This window comes from Bradyrhizobium sp. Crot121 (genome assembly GCF_059512385.1).
Genome location: NZ_JCAMOR010000001.1, coordinates 234,574 through 254,149 on the forward strand (window position 1 = coordinate 234,574; position 19,576 = coordinate 254,149).

At 62.4% G+C, this 19,576-nt stretch carries 18 protein-coding genes and 1 riboswitch; of the genes, 7 read left to right on the forward strand and 11 right to left on the reverse strand.

What is annotated here, in order from left to right; genetic code table 11:
• Position 1 precedes the first annotated feature (1 nt).
• Positions 2–973 (forward strand): adenosylcobinamide-phosphate synthase CbiB, encoded by a 972-nt coding sequence (gene cbiB, locus AC5ZGW_RS00995; RefSeq protein WP_130222912.1) that lies wholly within the window; start codon positions 2–4, stop codon positions 971–973.
• Here cbiB and AC5ZGW_RS01000 read toward each other — a convergent pair.
• The 6 genes from AC5ZGW_RS01000 to AC5ZGW_RS01025 are packed head-to-tail and all read right to left on the reverse strand — an operon-like array spanning position 946 to position 8,785.
• On the reverse strand, positions 946–2,433 hold the full coding sequence (locus tag AC5ZGW_RS01000) for a cobyric acid synthase (protein WP_130222914.1): 1,488 nt from the start codon (positions 2,431–2,433) through the stop codon (positions 946–948). The two genes, cbiB and AC5ZGW_RS01000, sit on opposite strands and share 28 nt — an antisense overlap.
• Entirely contained in the window at positions 2,433–3,062 is a 630-nt protein-coding gene (gene cobO / locus AC5ZGW_RS01005; RefSeq protein ID WP_130222916.1) for a cob(I)yrinic acid a,c-diamide adenosyltransferase, read from the reverse strand. Before cobO ends, AC5ZGW_RS01000 begins: the two co-directional genes overlap by 1 nt.
• Positions 3,059–6,769 carry a cobaltochelatase subunit CobN gene (cobN, locus tag AC5ZGW_RS01010; protein ID WP_130222918.1) on the reverse strand — a complete coding sequence of 1,237 codons (3,711 nt, stop codon included), beginning with the start codon at positions 6,767–6,769 and terminating at the stop codon, positions 3,059–3,061. Before cobN ends, cobO begins: the two co-directional genes overlap by 4 nt.
• A gap of 18 nt (positions 6,770–6,787) precedes the next feature.
• Positions 6,788–7,801 carry a cobalamin biosynthesis protein CobW gene (cobW, locus tag AC5ZGW_RS01015; protein WP_130222920.1) on the reverse strand — a complete coding sequence of 338 codons (1,014 nt, stop codon included), beginning with the start codon at positions 7,799–7,801 and terminating at the stop codon, positions 6,788–6,790.
• Positions 7,802–7,814: 13 nt separating this feature from the next.
• The gene (gene cobU / locus AC5ZGW_RS01020; RefSeq protein ID WP_130222922.1) at positions 7,815–8,339 is read right to left on the reverse strand and encodes a bifunctional adenosylcobinamide kinase/adenosylcobinamide-phosphate guanylyltransferase; all 525 of its coding nucleotides are present in this window, start codon (positions 8,337–8,339) and stop codon (positions 7,815–7,817) included.
• A complete protein-coding gene (locus AC5ZGW_RS01025; RefSeq protein WP_080663539.1) occupies positions 8,336–8,785 on the reverse strand; it encodes a DUF1636 domain-containing protein in 450 nt (149 codons plus the stop codon). The genes cobU and AC5ZGW_RS01025 overlap by 4 nt, the downstream gene beginning before the upstream one ends.
• Before the next feature lie 110 nt (positions 8,786–8,895).
• A riboswitch (cobalamin riboswitch) is annotated at positions 8,896–9,076 on the reverse strand.
• 74 nt (positions 9,077–9,150) lie between these two features.
• Between AC5ZGW_RS01025 and cobT the strand changes: the two genes are divergently transcribed.
• Genes cobT through AC5ZGW_RS01050 form a run of 5 tightly spaced genes read left to right on the forward strand, consistent with a single transcriptional unit; the run spans position 9,151 to position 12,239 of the window.
• Entirely contained in the window at positions 9,151–10,206 is a 1,056-nt protein-coding gene (gene cobT / locus AC5ZGW_RS01030) for a nicotinate-nucleotide--dimethylbenzimidazole phosphoribosyltransferase (RefSeq protein ID WP_207230921.1), read from the forward strand.
• Complete coding sequence (gene cobS, locus AC5ZGW_RS01035) at positions 10,207–10,989, forward strand: adenosylcobinamide-GDP ribazoletransferase (RefSeq protein WP_130222924.1); 783 nt, start codon at positions 10,207–10,209, stop codon at positions 10,987–10,989.
• 28 nt (positions 10,990–11,017) lie between these two features.
• Positions 11,018–11,317 carry a hypothetical protein gene (locus AC5ZGW_RS01040; RefSeq protein ID WP_130222926.1) on the forward strand — a complete coding sequence of 100 codons (300 nt, stop codon included), beginning with the start codon at positions 11,018–11,020 and terminating at the stop codon, positions 11,315–11,317.
• A 25-nt stretch (positions 11,318–11,342) separates the two neighbouring features.
• Positions 11,343–11,525 (forward strand): CbtB domain-containing protein, encoded by a 183-nt coding sequence (locus AC5ZGW_RS01045; RefSeq protein ID WP_028161697.1) that lies wholly within the window; start codon positions 11,343–11,345, stop codon positions 11,523–11,525.
• A gap of 6 nt (positions 11,526–11,531) precedes the next feature.
• Positions 11,532–12,239 carry a CbtA family protein gene (locus AC5ZGW_RS01050; protein WP_130222928.1) on the forward strand — a complete coding sequence of 236 codons (708 nt, stop codon included), beginning with the start codon at positions 11,532–11,534 and terminating at the stop codon, positions 12,237–12,239.
• A gap of 35 nt (positions 12,240–12,274) precedes the next feature.
• Here the strand turns inward: AC5ZGW_RS01050 and AC5ZGW_RS01055 are convergent, their stop codons facing one another.
• The 4 genes from AC5ZGW_RS01055 to AC5ZGW_RS01070 all read right to left on the reverse strand — a co-directional run bounded on the left by AC5ZGW_RS01055 (position 12,275) and on the right by AC5ZGW_RS01070 (position 16,624).
• A complete protein-coding gene (locus AC5ZGW_RS01055; protein WP_130222930.1) occupies positions 12,275–13,327 on the reverse strand; it encodes a hypothetical protein in 1,053 nt (350 codons plus the stop codon).
• A gap of 29 nt (positions 13,328–13,356) precedes the next feature.
• On the reverse strand, positions 13,357–14,382 hold the full coding sequence (locus tag AC5ZGW_RS01060) for a glycoside hydrolase family 5 protein (protein WP_130222931.1): 1,026 nt from the start codon (positions 14,380–14,382) through the stop codon (positions 13,357–13,359).
• The gene (locus AC5ZGW_RS01065; protein WP_130222933.1) at positions 14,379–15,689 is read right to left on the reverse strand and encodes an O-antigen ligase family protein; all 1,311 of its coding nucleotides are present in this window, start codon (positions 15,687–15,689) and stop codon (positions 14,379–14,381) included. Before AC5ZGW_RS01065 ends, AC5ZGW_RS01060 begins: the two co-directional genes overlap by 4 nt.
• Positions 15,690–15,754: 65 nt before the next feature.
• On the reverse strand, positions 15,755–16,624 hold the full coding sequence (locus AC5ZGW_RS01070; protein ID WP_456643687.1) for a WecB/TagA/CpsF family glycosyltransferase: 870 nt from the start codon (positions 16,622–16,624) through the stop codon (positions 15,755–15,757).
• Positions 16,625–17,098: 474 nt separating this feature from the next.
• Between AC5ZGW_RS01070 and AC5ZGW_RS01075 the strand changes: the two genes are divergently transcribed.
• Complete coding sequence (locus tag AC5ZGW_RS01075) at positions 17,099–18,223, forward strand: GNAT family N-acetyltransferase (RefSeq protein ID WP_130222935.1); 1,125 nt, start codon at positions 17,099–17,101, stop codon at positions 18,221–18,223.
• A gap of 15 nt (positions 18,224–18,238) precedes the next feature.
• Here AC5ZGW_RS01075 and AC5ZGW_RS01080 read toward each other — a convergent pair whose 3' ends face one another.
• Complete coding sequence (locus tag AC5ZGW_RS01080; RefSeq protein WP_130222937.1) at positions 18,239–19,459, reverse strand: FAD-dependent oxidoreductase; 1,221 nt, start codon at positions 19,457–19,459, stop codon at positions 18,239–18,241.
• Between the last annotated feature and the right edge of the window lie 117 nt (positions 19,460–19,576).

Sequence of the window (19,576 nt, forward strand, 5' to 3'; positions counted from 1 at the left end):
CATGCTGGCGGGAAGCGAGACGATCCTGATCGTTGTGCTGGCGATCGCATTCGACGCGCTTATTGGCGATCCGGATTTGCTGTGGCGGCGTCTCCCTCATCCGGTGACGCTGATGGGCTCGGCGATCCACCAACTCGATCGCGCGCTGAACCGCGAGCAATGGTCGGCCACACAGCGCAGGGCCGCGGGATGCCTGACCACGGGCCTGCTGGTCGCGATCTGCGGCGGCCTTGGCCTGCTGCTGGAAGCCACGCTCGGGTGGACGCTGCTCGGGCAAGCAGCCCAAGGGCTTGTGGCCTCCATCCTGATCGCGCAGCGGAGCCTCTATCAACATGTCAACAGGGTCGCCTCCGGCTTCACCGGCGGCGGACTTGCCGAGGCAAGGCGCGCGGTGTCCATGATCGTCGGCCGCGATCCCGAACAGCTCGACACCAGCGGCGTCTCGCGCGCGGCGATCGAATCCTGCGCAGAGAATTTTTCCGACGGCGTCGTCGCGCCGCTGTTCTGGCTGGCGCTGCTCGGGTTGCCGGGATTGTTCGTCTACAAGGTCGTCAACACCGCGGATTCGATGATCGGCCATCGCAGTTCACGGTACGAATCCTTTGGCTGGGCGGCGGCGCGGCTTGACGATCTGCTCAACCTCGTCCCAGCAAGACTGGCTGCGGTACTGATCGCACTCGCTGCGCCGATTGCAGGTGGCTCCGTCGCGCAGGCATTCAAAGTCATGTGGCGCGACGCTTCAAAGCACAGATCGCCGAATGCGGGCTGGCCGGAAAGCGCCATGGCAGGCGCGCTCGGTCTCGCCCTGGCCGGGCCTCGCCGCTATGGCGACCGCCTCGTCGATGACCCCTTCCTCAACGCCGGCGCCCGGATGAATGCCGGTTCTGCCGATATCCGCCGCGCACTCAAGCTGCTGATGGCCGCCTGCTCGCTCGAAGCAGTCATCTATGCCGCGCTGGCGTTGGTGGTTTGACGGCTCCGCGCGATCTCGAGCATGCGATCGATGTCGAGATGCGCTTCCAGATGGTCGGCCAACGCATCGAGCGCCGATTCGATCCGAGCTTCATAAGCGACAGACGACGCAATGCCGAGATTGGCGAGCCACGCCTTTCGAAAGCTGTCATTGACGAACAGCCCGTGCAGATACGTCCCCTGCACGCGACCATCGGCTGAGCAGGCCCCATCGGGACGACTGTCGATCATGACCACCGGGCGCTCGCAATCTGCACCGCTGGTGCGGCCGAGATGGATCTCGTAGCCCTCGACCGGGCTGCCTGTGGCGCAATAAACGCCCCGCACAAGCGTCGTCGATTTATGGGCATCCATCGTCGTGGCGATATCGAGCAGCCCGAGTCCCTCGACCGTGCCCGCCGGGCCATCGATGCCAACGGGATCAGCGATCGTCCGGCCAAGCATCTGGTAGCCGCCGCACAGCCCGAGCACCTGACCGCCGCGCCGAACATGCGCCTTGATGTCGATATCCCAGCCTTGCGCGCGCAGGAAGGCGAGATCGCCGATCGTCGATTTGCTACCGGGCAGGATCACGACATCGGCATTGGCCAGGATCGGTTCGCCCGGCCGCACGAATACCAGCCTGACACCGGGCTCCATGCCCAGCGGGTCCAGATCGTCGAAATTGGCGATGCGCGCGAGCACGGGAACGGCGATGACCCTCCGCGCGGATGACGTCTGCACACGATCGAGATCGACGGCGTCCTCGGCAGGCAGCCAGGCAGCCTCAGGCAGCCACGGCACCACGCCGAGCGAGGGCCAACCGGTCATGCGCGTCACTGCTTCAAGTCCCTGGTCGAACAGCCTGGGATCGCCGCGGAATTTGTTGATCAGAAAGCCATGAATGCGCGCGCGCTCCTCGGCTTCCAGCACGAGATGCGTCCCCACGAGGCTGGCGATGACACCGCCGCGATCGATGTCGCCGAGCAGCACCACGGGTACGTCGGCTGCCGTGGCGAAACCCATGTTGGCGATATCGCCGGCGCGCAGATTGATCTCGGCCGGACTGCCCGCGCCTTCGACCAGCACGATGTCCGCCGCCCGGGCGAGATGTGCGAAACTGTCGAGCACAGCGGGCATCAGCGCCGCCTTCTTTCCGAGATAATCGGCCGCCCGAAGCGTGCTGCGTCGCTGGCCCTGCACGATCACCTGCGCACCGGTGTCGGTCTCGGGCTTTAAGAGCACCGGGTTCATATGGACGCTTGGTGCCATCCGCGCGGCGCGGGCCTGCACCGCCTGCGCGCGGCCGATCTCGCCGCCATCGACCGCCACCGCCGCATTGTTCGACATGTTCTGCGGCTTGAACGGCGCGACCGTGAGGCCGCGCCTCACCAGCGCGCGCGCCAGGCCCGCGACAACAGTCGACTTCCCGGCGTTCGAGCCGGTGGCCTGGATCATCAGCGCCGGCGTCGGCCGCGCCATCAGAATTCTATCCCTTTCTGACCCTTCACCCCAGATCGGAACGGATGCTTGACCAGCGTCATCTCGGTGACCAGATCGGCCATCTCGATCAGCGAAGCGTGCGCGTTGCGTCCGGTGATGACGACGTGCTTGTCCGCCGGCTTCTCGTCACGGAGAAAGGCAAGAATCTCGTCGATCGGAAGGTAGTCGTAACGGAGGACAATATTGAGTTCATCCAAGAGCACCATGCGATGGCGGTCGTCGCGGATCAGTTCCTTGGCGCGCTCCCAACCCTTCCGGGCGGCTGCAATGTCGCGCTCGCGATCCTGCGTTTCCCAAGTGAACCCTTCGCCCATCACATGCAATGTCACGAGCTCCGGAAACCTGGCCAATACCCGCGCTTCTCCGGTATCCCACTTCGGCGACTTGGTGAATTGCACGACAGCAACAGGATAGCCGTGACCGATATGCCGAAACACCATGCCGAGCGCGGCCGATGTCTTACCCTTGCCGGTTCCGGTATGGACGATCAAGAGCCCCTTTTCGCCGGTCTTGGTCGCCATGATCTTGTCGCGCGCGGCCTTGTGCTTCCGGGCCTTCTCGCGATGGCGGGCATTCTCATCGTCGGCTTCGTGCGATGGATTCATCATGCGATTTCTCTCTTTGCTTCGTGCAGGCTTTCGGCGATCAGATCCCCGGCGCGATTGGAGCGTGGTGTCCACAATCCGCGCCTGATGGCTTCCGCGAACCGGGCAGCCATCTCGCGGAGCGCGGCCGGGTTGGACTGCTCGATGAAATCTCGCACCCGGTCGTCCTCGAGATAGGCTGCGAACAATTGATCGAAGTGATGATTTGAGACCGCGTCGGTCGAGGCGGCAAAACCGAACAGGTAATCAACGGTCGCGGCCATCTCGAACGCGCCTTTGTAGCCGTGTCGCATGACGCCGGCGATCCATTTCGGGTTAGCGGCGCGGCCCCGCACCACGCGCGATATCTCATGCGCCAGCGGTCGCACCGCCGGCATCTCCGGCCGCGACGTATCGATATGCGCGATGCGCGGTGCCTGCCCGCGCAATGTCGATACTGTTGCAGCCAGTCCGCCCATGAACTGATAGTAGTCGTCGGAGTCCAGGATATCGTGCTCGCGGTTGTCCTGGGCCTGCGCGATCAGGTCGACGTCGGCCAGCCGCGCGACGAGATCGTCGCGGGCCGCGTTCCCCTCAGCCCCCGCGCCATAGGAATAGCCGCCCCAATCCAGATAGACGTCGGCCAGATCGGCGCGATCGTTCCAGCCGCCTTCGTCGATGAAGGCTTGCAGCCCCGCGCCATAAGCGCCGGGCTTTGAGCCGAACACGCGATGAGCGGCGCGTCGCTCAGCGATGTCGCGGCTGATGCCGCTTGCCTCCAGCGCCTGCCGCCGTCGGCGAACATTCGCCGCGATGGGATTGGCGTCATCAGGTTCGTCGAGTGCCGCGATCGCCGCAACTGCGCTCGCGATGATGTCCATCTGGGTCGGGAACGCATCCCGAAACAGGCCTGACACACGGAACGTGACATCGATGCGCGGACGCTTCAGTTCAGACAGGGACGTGATCGCAAAGCCGGTCACCCGTCCGGAGGTCTCCTCCCACGTTGGCCGAACGCCGATCAAGGCGAGCGCCTGCGCAACGTCATCGCCGCCGGTGCGCATGTTGGCGGTCCCCCAGGCTGACAGCGCAATCGTCCGCGGCCATTCGCCGGTTTCCTGCCAGAAGGATTCGACGAGCCGTTCGGCCGCCGATTGCCCGATCCGCCATGCCGAGGGCGTTGGCACCGCGCGCACGTCGACAGCGAAGAAGTTGCGGCCCGTCGGCAGCACATCGGCCCTGCCGCGCGTCGGCGCGCCCGAGGCACCGGGAGGCACGAAGCGACCGTCAAGGCCGCGCAGCAACGCCATCATCTCCCGCGGCGGGCTCGCGTCGATGGCCGGCCGCAATCTCGTCTCGACCCAATTCAGCGCTGCTTCTGTGCGTACCCATGATGGGTCTGGCTTCATCTCACCCAAGACCAGCCGCAACGCCAGTTCTTCGATCCGCTCGACTGTGTCGCCCGTCGTCCGCCACAAGCCCGAGCCGAGCCCGGCCAGGACCGCCGGCCGTGGCCCTCTGAATGTGCCAGCGAGGTCGCGGGTCAACGGGTCGAAATCGACAAGGCCGAGATCGAGAGCCAGCGAGCGATGCAGCGAGGCGTCTTCAGCCTTGCGGTCCGAGCGTGGCACGCGCGCGATCGACACGAGCAGATCGGCGCATTGTCTCGAATCGGGCGCGCGCCCGAACACGTGGAGTCCGTCGCGGATCTGCATTTCCTTGATGTCGCACAAATGCGCATCGAGAGCGCGCAGCGCCTCGCCGACTGGCATGTCGCGCGTCAGGTTGACGTCTGCATCGAGCTGCTTGGCCCGCGCCGTCGAAAGAATGTCCTCGGCGATCACAGCCGCGCGCTTCGGATCGAGGTCGGTCGCAACCGAATATTCGTCCACCATCGATTCCAGCCGCGCCAGATCGTCATGCAATCCGGCGCGGGTCACCGGCGGCGTCAGATGATCGATTATAACTGCGGATGTCCGGCGCTTGGCCTGGATGCCCTCGCCGGGATCGTTCACGATGAATGGATACAGATGCGGCAACGGGCCGAGCACCGCGCCCGGCAGGCAATCGGCGGAAAGCCCGGTGCTCTTGCCCGGCAGCCATTCCAGATTGCCATGCTTGCCGAGATGCACGATCGCGTGGGCATCGAACACGCGGCGCAGCCAAAGATAGAATGCCAGATAGTGATGAGGCGGAACGAGGTCCGGATCGTGATAGGAGCTCTTGGGATCGATGTTGTAACCTCGCGCCGGCTGTACGCCGACGACGACGTTACCGAAGCGATGCAGGCCGAGACGAAACACGCCATTGGCGACATGCGGATCATGGACGGGATCATTCCAACGCTCCGTGACCGCACGCTGAACATTGGGAGAGAGTGCACTAAATGCCGCGCCGTATTCCGCAAGCGGCCATGATGCGCCACCACGCCGCAAGCCGCGGTCTCCGAGCGCATTGGTCGGACCTTCCTGCAACAACCGCATCATGTCGGCCGCATCATCGGGTGCGCCGGAAATCTCGTACCCCTCGTTCCTCATCGCAGCGAGGACTCCGATCAGGCTTTGCGGCGTATCCAGACCGACGCCATTGGCAAGACGGCCGTCGCGGTTGGGATAATTGGCGAGGACAATGGCGACCCGTCGCTGGCTCGCGGGCGTACGGCGTAGCCGCACCCACGCAGCGGCAAGATCGGCCGTCGCCGCCACGCGATCTTCGACCGGCCGAAAGGCCGTCGGCGTGAAGGAGCCAATGCTCTGGCCGGCTTCCTTGAATGCGATGGCATTGGCGAAGATGCGCCCATCGACCTCCGGCAGGACCACATGCATAGCAAGGTCGCGCGGATTGAGGCCGCGGGTCGAGCTTTCCCAGCTCTTGTGGGACATGCCAGCCTGAGCGACCTGCAGCACGGGACAATCGGTCTCGGACAATATCCCCGCATTCTCGCGCGCGGTCGCCGTCGCAAAGGCTGTTGCGTTCACGATGATGTCAGGTGGGTGCGCGGCGAGCGCCGTGCGCAGGAACGCGATCGAACGCTCGTCCTTGAGGCTCGTGACATAGAGCCCGACTGCATTGAGATCGCGCGCCCCCAGCGCCGAGCACAGCGCATTGATCGCAGCGGTATCGCCGCCCGCGACGAGGGCGCGGTAGAAGATCACGACAGCGTTGGGCCGTTGGTCCGTGGCAGGTTCGCCGTTCCAGAAGCCGGCGGCCGGCATTGGCCGCGCCGAGGGCGACCTGCTGCCGTAGCCGATCAGATTCGCAGCGAAGCAAAGCGCCAACTGCGCGTTGTCGATGCCGCCTTCGGTACAATAGCGCCACAGTTCATAGGTCTCGTCGGCGCCCAGCGTGCCGCGCGCAGCCAATGCGGCGTTCCAGTCGGTTTCTCCGGGAATGCAGGCGAACAACGTCCCGCGCTGGATCGCATCGCGCCGAAGGCTTTCGACACCGTGCGGCCAATAGCTTTCGCCGCCGAGCATCCGAAGAACGACGATCTTGGCTTCGCTGAGCGTACGTTCGACATAGAGATCGACAGAAGCGGGATGACCAAGAGCCAGCAGATTGGTCAGACGGACACTCGGGAAGTCCGCAGGCAATGCCGCATGCGCAGCGCCGAAGGCCGCGAGATCACTGTCCGCGGCGGACAATATCACGATGTCGGCGGTTTCCTGGCCGAGGTCGCGAGCGACATCTCCGTCGTCGATGCTGCCACCGCTGTCGAGTTTCAGATGCATTGATCGCCCTTCGAAAGGCTACCCCGCAAGCGCCCGACGTGCGGCATCGGCGTCGAAGCCCTTCAGGCCGATCACGACAAGATGCTCGGCCTGCCTGGCGTCGGGCCGGGCGAACGCCAGCTCAACACGGCTGCCGACCGCCTGCACCACGATCGGCGCAGGCTTTTCGGAGATGCGCGCATGGCCCTTGACGCGCAGCACCCCCGCGAGGCTGAGGACATCGCTGACCCGTGCGCGCATCGCCTCGACGCTCTCGGCCGCCGCAGGCCTTACGACGATACTGTCGAAATCGTCGTGATCGTGCTCCTCTTCCTCTCCGTGATGCCCGGCCCGCGCAGCGAGGTCGTTCTCGGCATCGGCCTTCATCCCGATGAGGACGTCGGGCGCAAGCGCTCCATGGGAGCGTACGACACGGACACCTTGCCTCAATTGTGCAGCAAGCCGGTTTTCGATGCCGCTGAGCACATCCGGCGACACCAGATCGCTCTTGGAAAGGACCACGAGGTCGGCACAGGCGAGCTGATCCTCGAACACTTCCTCGATCGGGTCGTCGTGATCGATTTCCTCGTCCGCGGCGCGCTGGGCCGCGACCGCATGTTCGTCGAGCACGACGCGTCCCTCTGATAGCGCCAACGCGTCGACGACCGTCACCACGCCATCGACGGTTGCGCGCGTGCGGATCGCAGGCCACGCGAACGCTTTCAAGAGTGGCTGCGGCAGCGCGAGGCCTGAGGTCTCGATCACGATCGCGTCCAGCGGCTCGTCGCGCGTGAGCAGCTTGTCCATGGTCGGAATGAAATCGTCGGCGACCGTGCAGCAGATGCAGCCATTGGTCAGCTCGACGATGTCGCCGGGCGCACAGGCCTTGGCCGCGCATTCCTCGACAAGACCGCCGTCGAAACCGGCATCTCCGAACTCGTTGACGATGACGGCGATGCGGCGGCCGTCGGCTTGCGTCAGAAGCGAGCGCAACAGTGTCGTCTTGCCGGCACCGAGAAAACCAGTGAGCACGGTGACTGGAACACGGGACATATTTCAGGACTCCTTAAGAGGAACGTTTGAGCCACAGCGGAAGGCCGGCCGCGACGAACATGACGTTGGGAACGCTTGAGGCGACCATCTGATTGAGACGGCCCTGCGCATCGCGGAAATCGCGGCCGAGCCTGGTTTCGGGCACGATGCCGAGACCAACCTCGTTCGACACCAGGACAACGGGGTTTGCGGCGACGCCCAGAAATTCCGCGAGCCGATTCGCCTCGACATCAAGGTCACGCCCGGCGAGCATCAAGTTGGAGAGCCAGAGTGTCAGGCAATCGACCAGGACCGCGCAGCCGGGTCGCGATACCTGCGTCAGGACATCGATGAGCGCCAACGGCTCCTCCACGGTCGTCCAATCCGAACCGCGCCTGCTGCGATGATGCGCGATCCTGTCCTGCATCTCCTCATCGCCTGCGGTAGCTGTTGCCAGATACACGCGAGCAAGGCCGCTTTCGGCAATCATTCGCTCGGCAAAAGCCGATTTGCCTGAGCGTGCGCCGCCCAGTACCAGCGTGGTCGAGAGATCAGTCATTTCGGAGCGCTGCCATCTTCGGGCGACCAGCGAACGGGCGGCAGCCGCGCCACCATCCCCTTGCGCAGGATCTCGGCGCGCTCGCGCCACGGCACCAGGCCGTAGGTCGATTTGCGATAGGAATCGACGAAAGACGCGACGGCACCAGCGCCCTCGGGCTCGAGATCGCCGAAGAGGAAGGTGTAACCATCCGAGCTCGAAACCGCGACCGTGGTCGGCCGCTTGCACACGCTCAAGCACTGCACGCGCCGGACCTGAACGGCCGCGTCGCGTTTGCCTGTAGCGACCCGGATCGCGTCGAACATGGCGGGCCCGGCCAACACGCCCTCGGACGTCTTGCAGGTGACGCATACGCTCACGACGACGGGACCGCCGGGCGCAGTCGGCGGCAAATATTCGCCCGGGCGAGAATCAGTATCTTGCTGATCGACGTCGTTGCGATCCATCACGATGCTCAAGTCAGGGCCACGACGGCCGCGAGCTTTGTTGGATCGCGTTCGACGGGGGAAGACCATCGAACTCATTCCGTCCGGTGCACCCCGCCCGACGAACCTCCAAAGCACAATGCGCGATGGCAGGTCTCCTGGCTCGCGGGTCGTCGCCTTTCGCCGCCTTCCCGGTCATCCCAGTGGCCTCGGCTTTGGCTCGCCGCTTACAGTTGCGGGGGCAGCGCCGGCATTGCACCGACTTCCCTTTTTCACCTTCCCGAAGGAAGGACCATCGCCGCCACGCTAGCTGTCCCCGCGACGGCGGTCAACCGCAGTTGACCCGCCCGTTTGCTTCGGTCACTTAAGGCGCGCACGAGGAGCCCATGACCTTCCAAATCCCATCCGATTGGCAAATTCCCGCAATCGCTCCGCTCGATCAGACGCTTGCCGCAACGATGCGCGCGCGAATCGACGGCAAAGCCAAGCCGCCGGGCTCACTGGGACGAATCGAAGACCTGGCGGTGCAACTCGGCATGATCGCGCATCCATCCGCCGCAGCGCTGCAAAAGGCCGTTCTGCTCGTTTTCGCCGGTGATCACGGATTGACGGAAGAAGGCGTTTCGCAATATCCGTCCGCCGTCACGGCCGCGATGGTGAGGACTTATCTCGCAGGCCGAGCGAGCGCCAACGCCTTTGCGGCCGCGTCAGATGTCGGGATCCGCGTCGTGGATGCCGGCGTCGCCAGCGAGCTGCCTTCCCATCCCGATCTCCTCAGCATCAAGATTCGGACCGGCACCGCGAATTCGGCGCGTGAGGCAGCGATGTCGGCCCAGGACGCGCACAAGGCGCTCGCGGCCGGCTTTGCCATAGCTTCCAGCGAAATCGATGATGGCGCCGACATCATTGCGCTCGGCGAGATGGGAATAGGCAACACCGCATCTTCCGCGCTCCTGGTGCATCGGCTGGCGCCCGCTCCCCTCGATGACTGCATCGGCGTCGGCGCAGGCCAGGACGAGCCAGGCATGGCCCGCAAGCGCGCCGCCATCCACAAGGCAGCCAATCGCAGCGATGCGACCGCGCCGTTCGAGGTACTCCGGGAATTCGGCGGCCTCGAGATCGCGATGATGGCGGGCGCCGCGCTTGGTGCAGCGGCACATCGCCGTCCGGTCGTCATCGACGGCTTCATTTCGTCTGCCGCCGCCCTCGTCGCCGTCAGGCTGGCGCCGGCGACGCGCGACTATTGCGTTTTCGCGCACCGGTCGGCCGAGAAAGGTCACGACATCGTATTGGCGGCACTTCGGGCACAGCCGTTGCTCGCTCTCGACATGAGACTTGGCGAGGGCACCGGCGCACTACTGGCGGTCCCGCTGGTGCGGGCCGCGTCCCGCCTGCTGACCGACGTCGCCGACCTCAGCGATGTGCTGGAAGGAAGGATCTAGATGAGCCTGGATCGTCTTCGCGACGCGGTCCGATTCCTCACCATCATTCCTGTCGGCGCTTCGAACGATGCGCCTGATTCCGAGTGGCTGGTCCGCTCGGCGCAGTTTTTCCCGCTGGTCGGTGCGATCGTCGGTTTCGTTTCGGCGGCGGCTCTTCTGCTGAGCTCGCTCGTATTAGGACCAGTGATCGCGGCGCTCATGGCAGTGTTGGCAAGCGTCCTTCTCACCAGTGGGTTCCACGAGGATGGCCTGGCTGACACCGCTGATGGCTTGGGCGGCGGCTGGACGGTCGAACAGCGTCTCACCATCATGAAGGATAGCCGGATCGGAACCTATGGCACGCTCGCGCTGATCTTCGCGGTCGCATTGCGGGTCGCTGCGCTTGCTGAGATGCCGGCATGGATTGGTGCGGCGGCGCTGATTGCAAGTGGAGCCGGCGGTCGCGCCGTGGGCTTGCCGATCATCGGCTGGATGAAATATGCGGGTAACACCTCCGCGATGAAGGTGGCCTATGCGCCCTCTCCGCTCCGGGCAGGCGAAATCGGTTTCGCGACGATCGTCGCGCTGCTCGCGCTGGCACCGCTCGCCGCGACCTCCGGCACGCATGCCCCGATCGCGCTTATTGGCGGCATCGCTTGCGGCATCGCACTGGCAGTTGCGGTCACGCTGTGGTCGCGACGATCGATCGGCGGCTATACCGGCGACGTACTCGGGGCCATCGAGCAGGTGTTCGAGGTTGGCTTCCTGCTCGGCGTTGCTGCCGTCATCCGGTCGGCCATGTGATCTGCGCCTATGTTCGAGTGAATCGTCGATGTCTGACGAAGGCGAACCGATCTGGCGCAGCGACATCGATTCATTGGCATTCCGTCCCTCCGGACACATGGGCATATGCGTCATGCACCGGCGCGCATTCCGGACGCTGCTGGGCTGCATGCCTTCGTCACAGCAGTGCATCGATTTCTACCTGATACACCGGGATTCGTTCGAAGCGGCGGCCCGCGCCAAACTGGCCGCGAGAAGCATCCGGGAAACGGACAACTTTCATCTCACCAGCCGCGACGTCCGTCGCCGGCTAAAAAATTCGGTCGCATCTGATGATGCCGTGGGCTAGAATGACTTGCCGAACGAGGATCATCATGCAGCAGACGCAATCAGCCAATTTTACCACCGTTGCCACCGGAACGAATGTCATCGTTCAGGCCGTTCTGGCGATGGCTCTTGGTTTGTTCGTCGTCGGCATGGTCGGCTTTTCGCACATCAGCGCCGTCCATAACGCCGCCCACGACGTGCGCCATGCCAACGCTTTCCCCTGTCACTGACGACAGATGCACGTCTTCAGATCGATCGTGTTTGCGGCATCGCTTGCCGGATTGATCGTCGGCGCGCTGATATCGGTGGTTCAGTTCTTCGGAACGGTGCCGATGATCCAGAAGAGCGAGGTCTTCGAGAAGGCTGCGGCCGATGCACACCACAAGGCTTCCCACGCCGGCAGCGGTGAAGCGGATCATCATCACGATGCGGAATGGGAGCCCGACGAGGGCTTCCAGCGCAGCGCCCTCACCGTCGCCGCCAACGTCCTTACCGCGATCGGCTTCGGCCTCCTGCTCACCGGCATCTATGCGCTTCGGCAACGACCGGTCCATTGGCGCGAAGGTCTGTTTTGGGGCCTTGCCGGGTTCGCCGTTTTTGTCGCGGCGCCTGGTCTTGGCCTCCCTCCCGAGTTGCCGGGCCTGCCGGTCGCCGATCTCACCGCGCGGCAAATCTGGTGGATCGCAACCGCCGCTCTGACAGCATCAGCGCTCTACCTCCTGATCCTGCGCTCGGAGCCGTGGGCTGCGGTTCTCGGGGTCATACTCATTGTCATCCCGCATCTCGTCGGCGCCCCTGTTGCACCCGAGTCTCATGCCGAAGTGCCAGCGTCCCTTTCGCACCAGTTCGTGGTGACCGTCGTGCTCACCGGACTCCTGTTCTGGAGCCTGCTCGGCGTCGCAACGAGCCTCGCGTTCGATAGAGTATCAAGGAAGCGAAGTTAGGCCGCCGATCGTCAGGCTGGGCGCCCGCCACCTCGTCACCGGAATTGCCAGCACCAGGACGGATCGCCGCGATCGCGGCGCTCCGTCATGTCGACGCGCATGAAACGATCATGCGCGAGCGCGGCGCCGACCCAGAGCTCGTTCCAGGCATCGAACACCGCGGGAGACATCGGCCCGCGTTCTGCCATCAGGCGCCATGAGGTCTGCCGTACCATCGCGGTCGCGCCCTGCACGCGCAACTCGGCGTCGTCGCCCTGCCCACGGGCAATGCGCGCGAAGGCGCTGGCGAAGCCCTCGGCGCCGGGACCGACACCACCGAGCAGCGATGCAACGTCGTCAAAGGTGTGCATCCCGACCAGCCGCGCCGCAGCGCCGGCAAGATGGCCGCCCTCCTCGGGACCGAGCACCGCGATGGTTTCCGGCACGATCGACGTGATGTATTCCATCGCGTAGTTGCGCAGGACCTTTTGAAGGCGCCCTTCGGGCCAGGTGTTTTCGGCAAGCCGTGGCGCAAGATCGACCCGAAACGGGGGACATTGCTCGCCGGGCGAGAACTGCAGCCGTTCATCGGGCGTGAGGTCGTGATCCCACTCCTTGTAGTAGCCTTCCAGGCCGGGCTGTCCGTCGACCGTTTGGCCCGTACAGACGAAGCCCAGCCGCGGATTACCGAGGACGACGCCATTATTGGCGTGCCATCCGCGCAGCATCGCGCGCGACACTTCCGACGGAATGCCGCAGATCGCGGTGCCCGACCAGATCCACCGCGGCGGCGGATAGCGTACCCAGGCCTTTTGGTCGCTCTCGTAAACATATTCGACCTTAACGCCGCCGACTTGGTTTGAAAGATAATGGTATTGCGCGCACGCGACCGCGTGCGGAAGCTTGTCGAGCCCGAGCTTTTTCAATCCCGGAACAAAGCGGGCCAGTTGCTGGCGTCGGAAGGTCCGAAACACCACCTCCGCCGCTCGCGCGGCGCCGGCGCGCGACGACAGCATCAGGATGAGGCCCGTCAGATAGGAATGGTAGATCAGTTCGACGGCCCGATAGGCGACGTCATCCTTGGCTCGGCTCTCCCCGCTTCCGCTCAATTGTTCTTCTCCAAACCTGCGACTATGCTTCACTGCCCCGACGGAATGAGAGCGCGCAAAATGTCCCGATTCCACATTTGACGGGCGCTATCGAACGCAGCGAAATCGTGGTCGAATTGCCAGTAGGCCCATGCCCAGCCAAATCGGTCAGCGTTTCGCGCCACGAACGACAAGTATCTCTGGCGGCTTTCAGATGGCGCGCGCTCATAAACCCCGAACTCACCGAGATAGATCGGACGTTTCTCTCGGTGTGACCAGAGATTGATTCTGGTGAAATCAGCGACAACTCTTGCTTCGTCCTCAGAGGTTCCCCAATCCAGCGGGCCGATCGTCGAAAATGTTCGCGACCATGGCGCGCCTTGATGGGTAAACCTTATCGGCGCGTAATAGTGAAAAGTCACGATCAGTTTTCTGTCGTCAGCCGGCAGAGTCAACTCGTGAATAGGCGCATCGTCGGTGTTGAGAACAGCGACAATGACAGTTCGTTCAGGGTTCGCAACCCTGATAATGCCGAGACATTCATTGAGAAGTGAGTTCCATTCGGCCGAGGCCATATGTCCCCCGGGCTCGTTCAGAATTTCGAATACAAGCGCAGGATACTTCCCTGCATAGCGCGACGCGATCTGCTTCCAGAATGATTTGAGCTTGTCGGCGCATCGTGAGATATAACGCTGGCAAAAATCGGTGTCGTGCTCATCCAGAATGGGAATGAGCTTCCTTGCAAGAACCTCTTCGATAACTCTATCGAGGCGCTTCAAGACGGCTTCATCAAGGATGTTATCCGAATCCATATGCTTGAAGCCGAAGAAATTGATTCTGACATGTGAGAAGCCGGCCCTTTGAATTGCGGTCAGGTTCTCCAAACGGAATGGGGCATTTTCGGCGCCCTCCCAGATGCCGTCATATCCCAGGATATTGATGCCGCGTCCCAAGCCCGCGACGTCACGAAACGCGATCTGCTCGGATCCGCAGGCTCGCGGGATCCACATTGCCAAGACGAAAGCCAGCAGGAGGAACTTGAGGGCCGCTGGCCGGCGGGCAAGTGTGGCGATCATTGCTCCGCCAACTCACGATCGCCGTGATCTTCCGGCAGCACCGGCCGACAGGTTGCGAGGAAGAAGACCAGCAACAGCACCGATGTAAACATCGTGGAACGGAGGAATATCGTCTCGGTAAAATTGGTCTGAAAACTGAGGACGGAGAACCCTATGATCAGGGCACAATGAAACCGATCGATCGATCGGGATGAAATCAGATGGAGCACCTTGTTCGAAAATAGGAAGACGCTTGCCGCAAAAAGCAAATAACCCAAAAGCCCCGTTTCCATGAGAATGGTGATGTAGCCGCTGTGGTAGTTGTCGAGCACCCAACCGTGGTTCTGCTCGAAATAATCATAGATCGATTGGGTCGTCCAAAATCCGTTTATTCCAAAGCCAAGCAAGGGCGCATCGTCGAAGTGGCTTATCGCGTACTGCCAAATGAAGGTTCTCTCCGTGAAGTCGATCGTCGTGTCAAACAAATGGATGGAGTCGTATCCGGTCACGTAGAAATACAGGATCAGCAAGCCCGCCATGATGCACATGACAAAGGGCAACACCGCGTAGACTTTCATGCAATTCACCGACCGCAAGGAGGTGAACAGCAATCCGCAGGCCGCCAACGCCACCGCACCGGCGCCTCGCGAGCCCGAAGCCAGGACGCACGTTGAAGCGAGCAAGAACGTGACAAGGAAGGGTAGCCATCTTTGCCCTGTCGTCTTTCGATAATAGGCAAAGAACATGAGATAGGCTCCAACGAAGCCTAGTGTTTGCTTTGACTCATAAACACCTTGCCATTGGCCGTTGTGCATCCAACTGCTGTCAACTCCTATGTCCGGCACGAACACGGCGAACAAAGCGGATGCCGCAACCAGTACTAGGAGGCCCCGAGTGACCGATTTGACAATGTCGTCAATATCCAGTCGCGTGATAAGACAGAATGCGCCGAGGGTCGTTATTGCAAGAGCCGCGCTTTTCATGATGGCCGCGAGGCTCAGGTTCGTCCAAAACACGGAAATGGCGGCAAGGACATAGAATGAAACGATCCCGATCAAGTCGGGGTTGAACCCGAGCCGCAGATTAGGTCGCACAAACGCGCTTGCATAAATCAGCACAATCCACATCGACAGCGCAGCGAACTGCTGCAGATAGGTCTGTTCCACCGCCAATAGGGCAGTGTTGAGGGTCCCCATCGATGCCACCACATTGATGGTGATGGACCAATTCATGATGGCCTTTGCGGCCCGCTCGATGTCGACACCGCGCATGTGCGGGATCGCGCCGTCAAGCGCGCCCGCATCCACCTGAATTTGTGCTCCGGTCATGGAATGAGCTTCGTGAAGCGCGGTTAATTATTTGCTATTGCAACCGCTCGGCACGGCACGCAGCGTCAGTCGCGCTCGGTTGGCGTGGAATGGCTCCGGTTAAATAGCAGATAGAGCGCGCGCGGATTGGTAGTCAGATAGCGCCAGAACAGCCGGCGCGGCTCGAGCCAGATCCGCCAGGCCCATTCCAGCCCGACATTCTGCATCCATTGCGGCGCGCGGCGGCGGCTGCCGGAGAGGAAGTTGAACAGCCCGCCTGAGGTCTTGATGACACCGACGTTGGAGAGCCGTGGCGTGAACTCCTCGACAAAGGCCTGCTCATAGGGCACGCCGAGCGCGACCCAGAGATAGTCGGGCGCCAACGCATTGATCTCGTCGACCTTGGCACGTAGCGCGTCGCCGCGCAGATAGCCATGCGAATGGCCGACGATCTTCAGCTTCGGATACATCCTGCGGACATTGGCGACAGCGGCGGCATTCTCCGCCTCGTCGGCGCCGAACATGTAGAAGGAGAGCCCGGCCGCCTCGGCCTTGCGCGCGACGACGTGGAACAGGTCGGTTGTGGCAACCCGCTCCGGCAGCGGCTGCGATGACTTGAACCGTGACACCGTGACCAGCGGCTGTCCGTCGGCATTGATGAGGTCGGCGGCGCGGAACAGGCGGTCCGTCATCGGCTCGGTCGAGCAGCGTGCCACCACCTCGCCATTCGCCGACGTCAGATAGAGCGGACGGCCCGCGCGGCGTTTTGGCGAAACCTGTTCGATCATGAAATCGGCGGTCTGCTCGAGATCGAGTACGGCGAGCCGAAGCCCTCCGACCGTGACGCGGGGGATCTCGGCGGTGGCCGCCCTGCCGATGAGGTTCGCGCGACGCTCGCGCACATTGTCTTTCTCTGACGCTTCACGGCGTGAAGCTGCGCCCGTCGACGACTGCATCGGCGCTCCCCGCGAGGTGTCGCAAATCCGGACAGTTGAGACAGTCCGACCGAAACCGACACGCCAATTGCGTTCGTCCGCGTCCCCTGACATCGAAATCGGGCCGGAAATCAGCTCTTTCATCATGATTCAAGCACTTCAGTTGGAGATCTCTATTGTTGTCCACTCCAACTGCAATATGCAGTCCATCGGCGACCCCGAGTCCGCGCGACGGTTCGACGCTGCGCGAACTGGTTAACTATTCGCAAAGGTGGAGCGCTCGCTAACCATAACGAAACGTTACACGTTGCGCGGCGGTGGCAAGGTCGGCCCGCTATCAAGACATTTGGTAGGAGTCCGCGCAGCGGGCGGCAACCACGATACATTAATACAGATCGCACTCGGCCCGTGTCTCCGCCAATCTGCGTGTGCTAGAAGGTCGCAGCTCCGGCTCGGCCGGCATTTTCGAAAAAGTCCGGTTTGTCTGTCGCACGTATGAACAAGAATAATAACGACGCGTTCGATGTCTGCATCGAAAACGCATTTGATTTTTTGTCTCAAGAATACGCCGAGCTGTTTGCTGGCTCGGACGCCACGGCGTTCCAGCATCCGGTGTGGCTGGACACGCTATATCGCAAGCTCGCGCCGGTCGCGGCAGCAAAACCCCTGATCGTCACGGTCCGCCGTCGCGCGACCGGAAAACTGGCGATGGTGCTGCCTTTGATGCGGGTGCCGCGTGGGCCGATGCGGACGGTTGAATTCGCTGACCTCCGCGTGTCCGATTATCTGACCCCTGTGTGCACGGCCGAGATATTTTCCGAACTGCTCCAGGACGAGGATGCCTGCCTGACGCTCCGCAGGCTTGTCAGGCCGTTCGACTTCTTGCGTATGTGCAAGCTTCCTGATGGAAGAATGCCGATCGAGAACCTTCTTGCAGCGCCTCGCCGTACGGTCATGGAGATGAATGCCTACGCGACAGCGCTAGTCGCCCCGTTCGAGCGATGGCGGGCGAGCGCGCTGAGCCGCTCCTATCAGAAAGAACTCGCAAAGAAGCTGCGTCAGCTACAAAAGAAGGGCGCGTTGAGCTTTTCATGCTGCGACGACGATGCATCCATCATGGCCGCGATGGAGATGATGAAGAACTTTCGAGGCCCGCGGTTTCGAGCCCAGGGCGATGGCGACCTGTTGCAGCATCCCGAATATTTCGACTTCTATTCCACCGTGGCGCTCCGCGGCCTCAGGGCCTTTGTTCGTCTCTACACTATGAAAATGGACGGCAAACTGATCGCGGCAGTGCTGGGATTGTGCCACCGCGGCAGTTTCCTCGTCATTATGAGCGCGTTCGACATCGCGGGATACAAGAGCCAATCCATTGGCGCGCTGATGTTCGAACAAGTCGCCAGGGATTGCATCGAGCGCGGGGATCAGATCCTGGACTTCACCATTGGCGACGAACCGTACAAGAAGATGTTTGGCGGCCGGCCCTCGCCGTTGTGGAGCGTGACTCAGGCGGGTAGCGTCGCCGGCTCCCTTGCTCTGTTCGCGTTACGACAGGCGCCCTGGATCAAACTGGCCGCCAAGCGGATGGCCGAATTCAAGCTGCGGCCGGTCCGTACCTGAGCTTAAACCCCATCACTAGGCACGAAGCGCGCCACGGACACGTGCGATCCATCCCGGCCTGATACCGTCGACCCGATAGGTGATATTGCGACGAAGAAAATGCACCCTGCGTCGCACGTTCCATCTTATGTCGCTGCTCGACGTCAGTGCCTGCCGAAAACGCGCCATTTGCAGGGAGTGTTGGTCGGCAGCCACTTTGTCCGGATCGGAGTAGAACTCCGATATCTTGTCCTTGCCCATGCCGCCGGTTTCGAGCCAGCGCGGCACATATTCCATGCAAAGACGCTCGACATCCACCAGAAGACGGCTCACTCCGGTGCCGGCTGCAGGACAGTTGGTTTGAAACGCGTCGCCAATCAGCACGACGCCCGGCTGCAGATGGCCTTCGGCGACAGACAGGTCCATCACCCAATTCTGCACCTGACCGATGACGCTGAAATCTCCGAGATAGAACTGCAATCCCGGCATGAGCCGCAGCAACGTTGATCCGGTCTGCCGCCTCAGCTCGCGCATGATCGGATCGGTCGGATCGCGAAACATGAACAGGTTTGCCCGCATGCCACCCCGCACCGGAAACAGGCTGAGATAGTCGACGCCATCGATGGCCCGTTCGCCATAGCAGGTGAGCGCCTCGAATTCGAACGGCAAATTGTCCGGACGCGCAATCGTGAAGCCGAACGAAACCGAATGACGCTCGGCGAGAATGCGCCGCGTGATTCCGAGACCGTATCCAAGAGCTCCGGCCATGCCCGTCGCCAGGACAACGAGACGCGCAGTGACGCGCGCTCCGGAGGCCAAAACGAGGTGCTGAACGTCATCGCTGCAGCTCACAGCGGTCACTTGGTCGACAATGAAGCCGGAATGACCCGGCATCAGACGTCGTGCCAGGCCAACGAGATCGGCATAGGGAAGGCCGTAGGTTTGGCCGGCACTGACGTCGACCACCCGGCCTTCTCTGATATTGATCACGCGGTCGTATGCGCACGCGACCGCCTCGAGTTCGCGGATGAAACCCAGCCTGCGAAAGACATCGACTTGTCGTCCGGCGATCTTCTCGACGCGGAATTCTTCCGGATAAACCGCTCGCTTGTCGATCAGGACGACCTGGTAGCCAGCCCTGGCGAGGACTGCCGCCGCGAGCGATCCCGCCAGCCCGCCGCCGACAATCGCTACGTCCGTGGTGATGGTTTCACGTCCCTCGTCCGCGATCGGTTGTATCACCTTATTCACCATCATGTTTGCCGGCTGTGACGATTGATGCCGGCCGAACCGCAATTTTCTCGCCTGATATCCACTTCGCCGAACCGGCACGATCATTTCTGAGCATCGCAGTTAACGCCCGCGGCCTGGTCC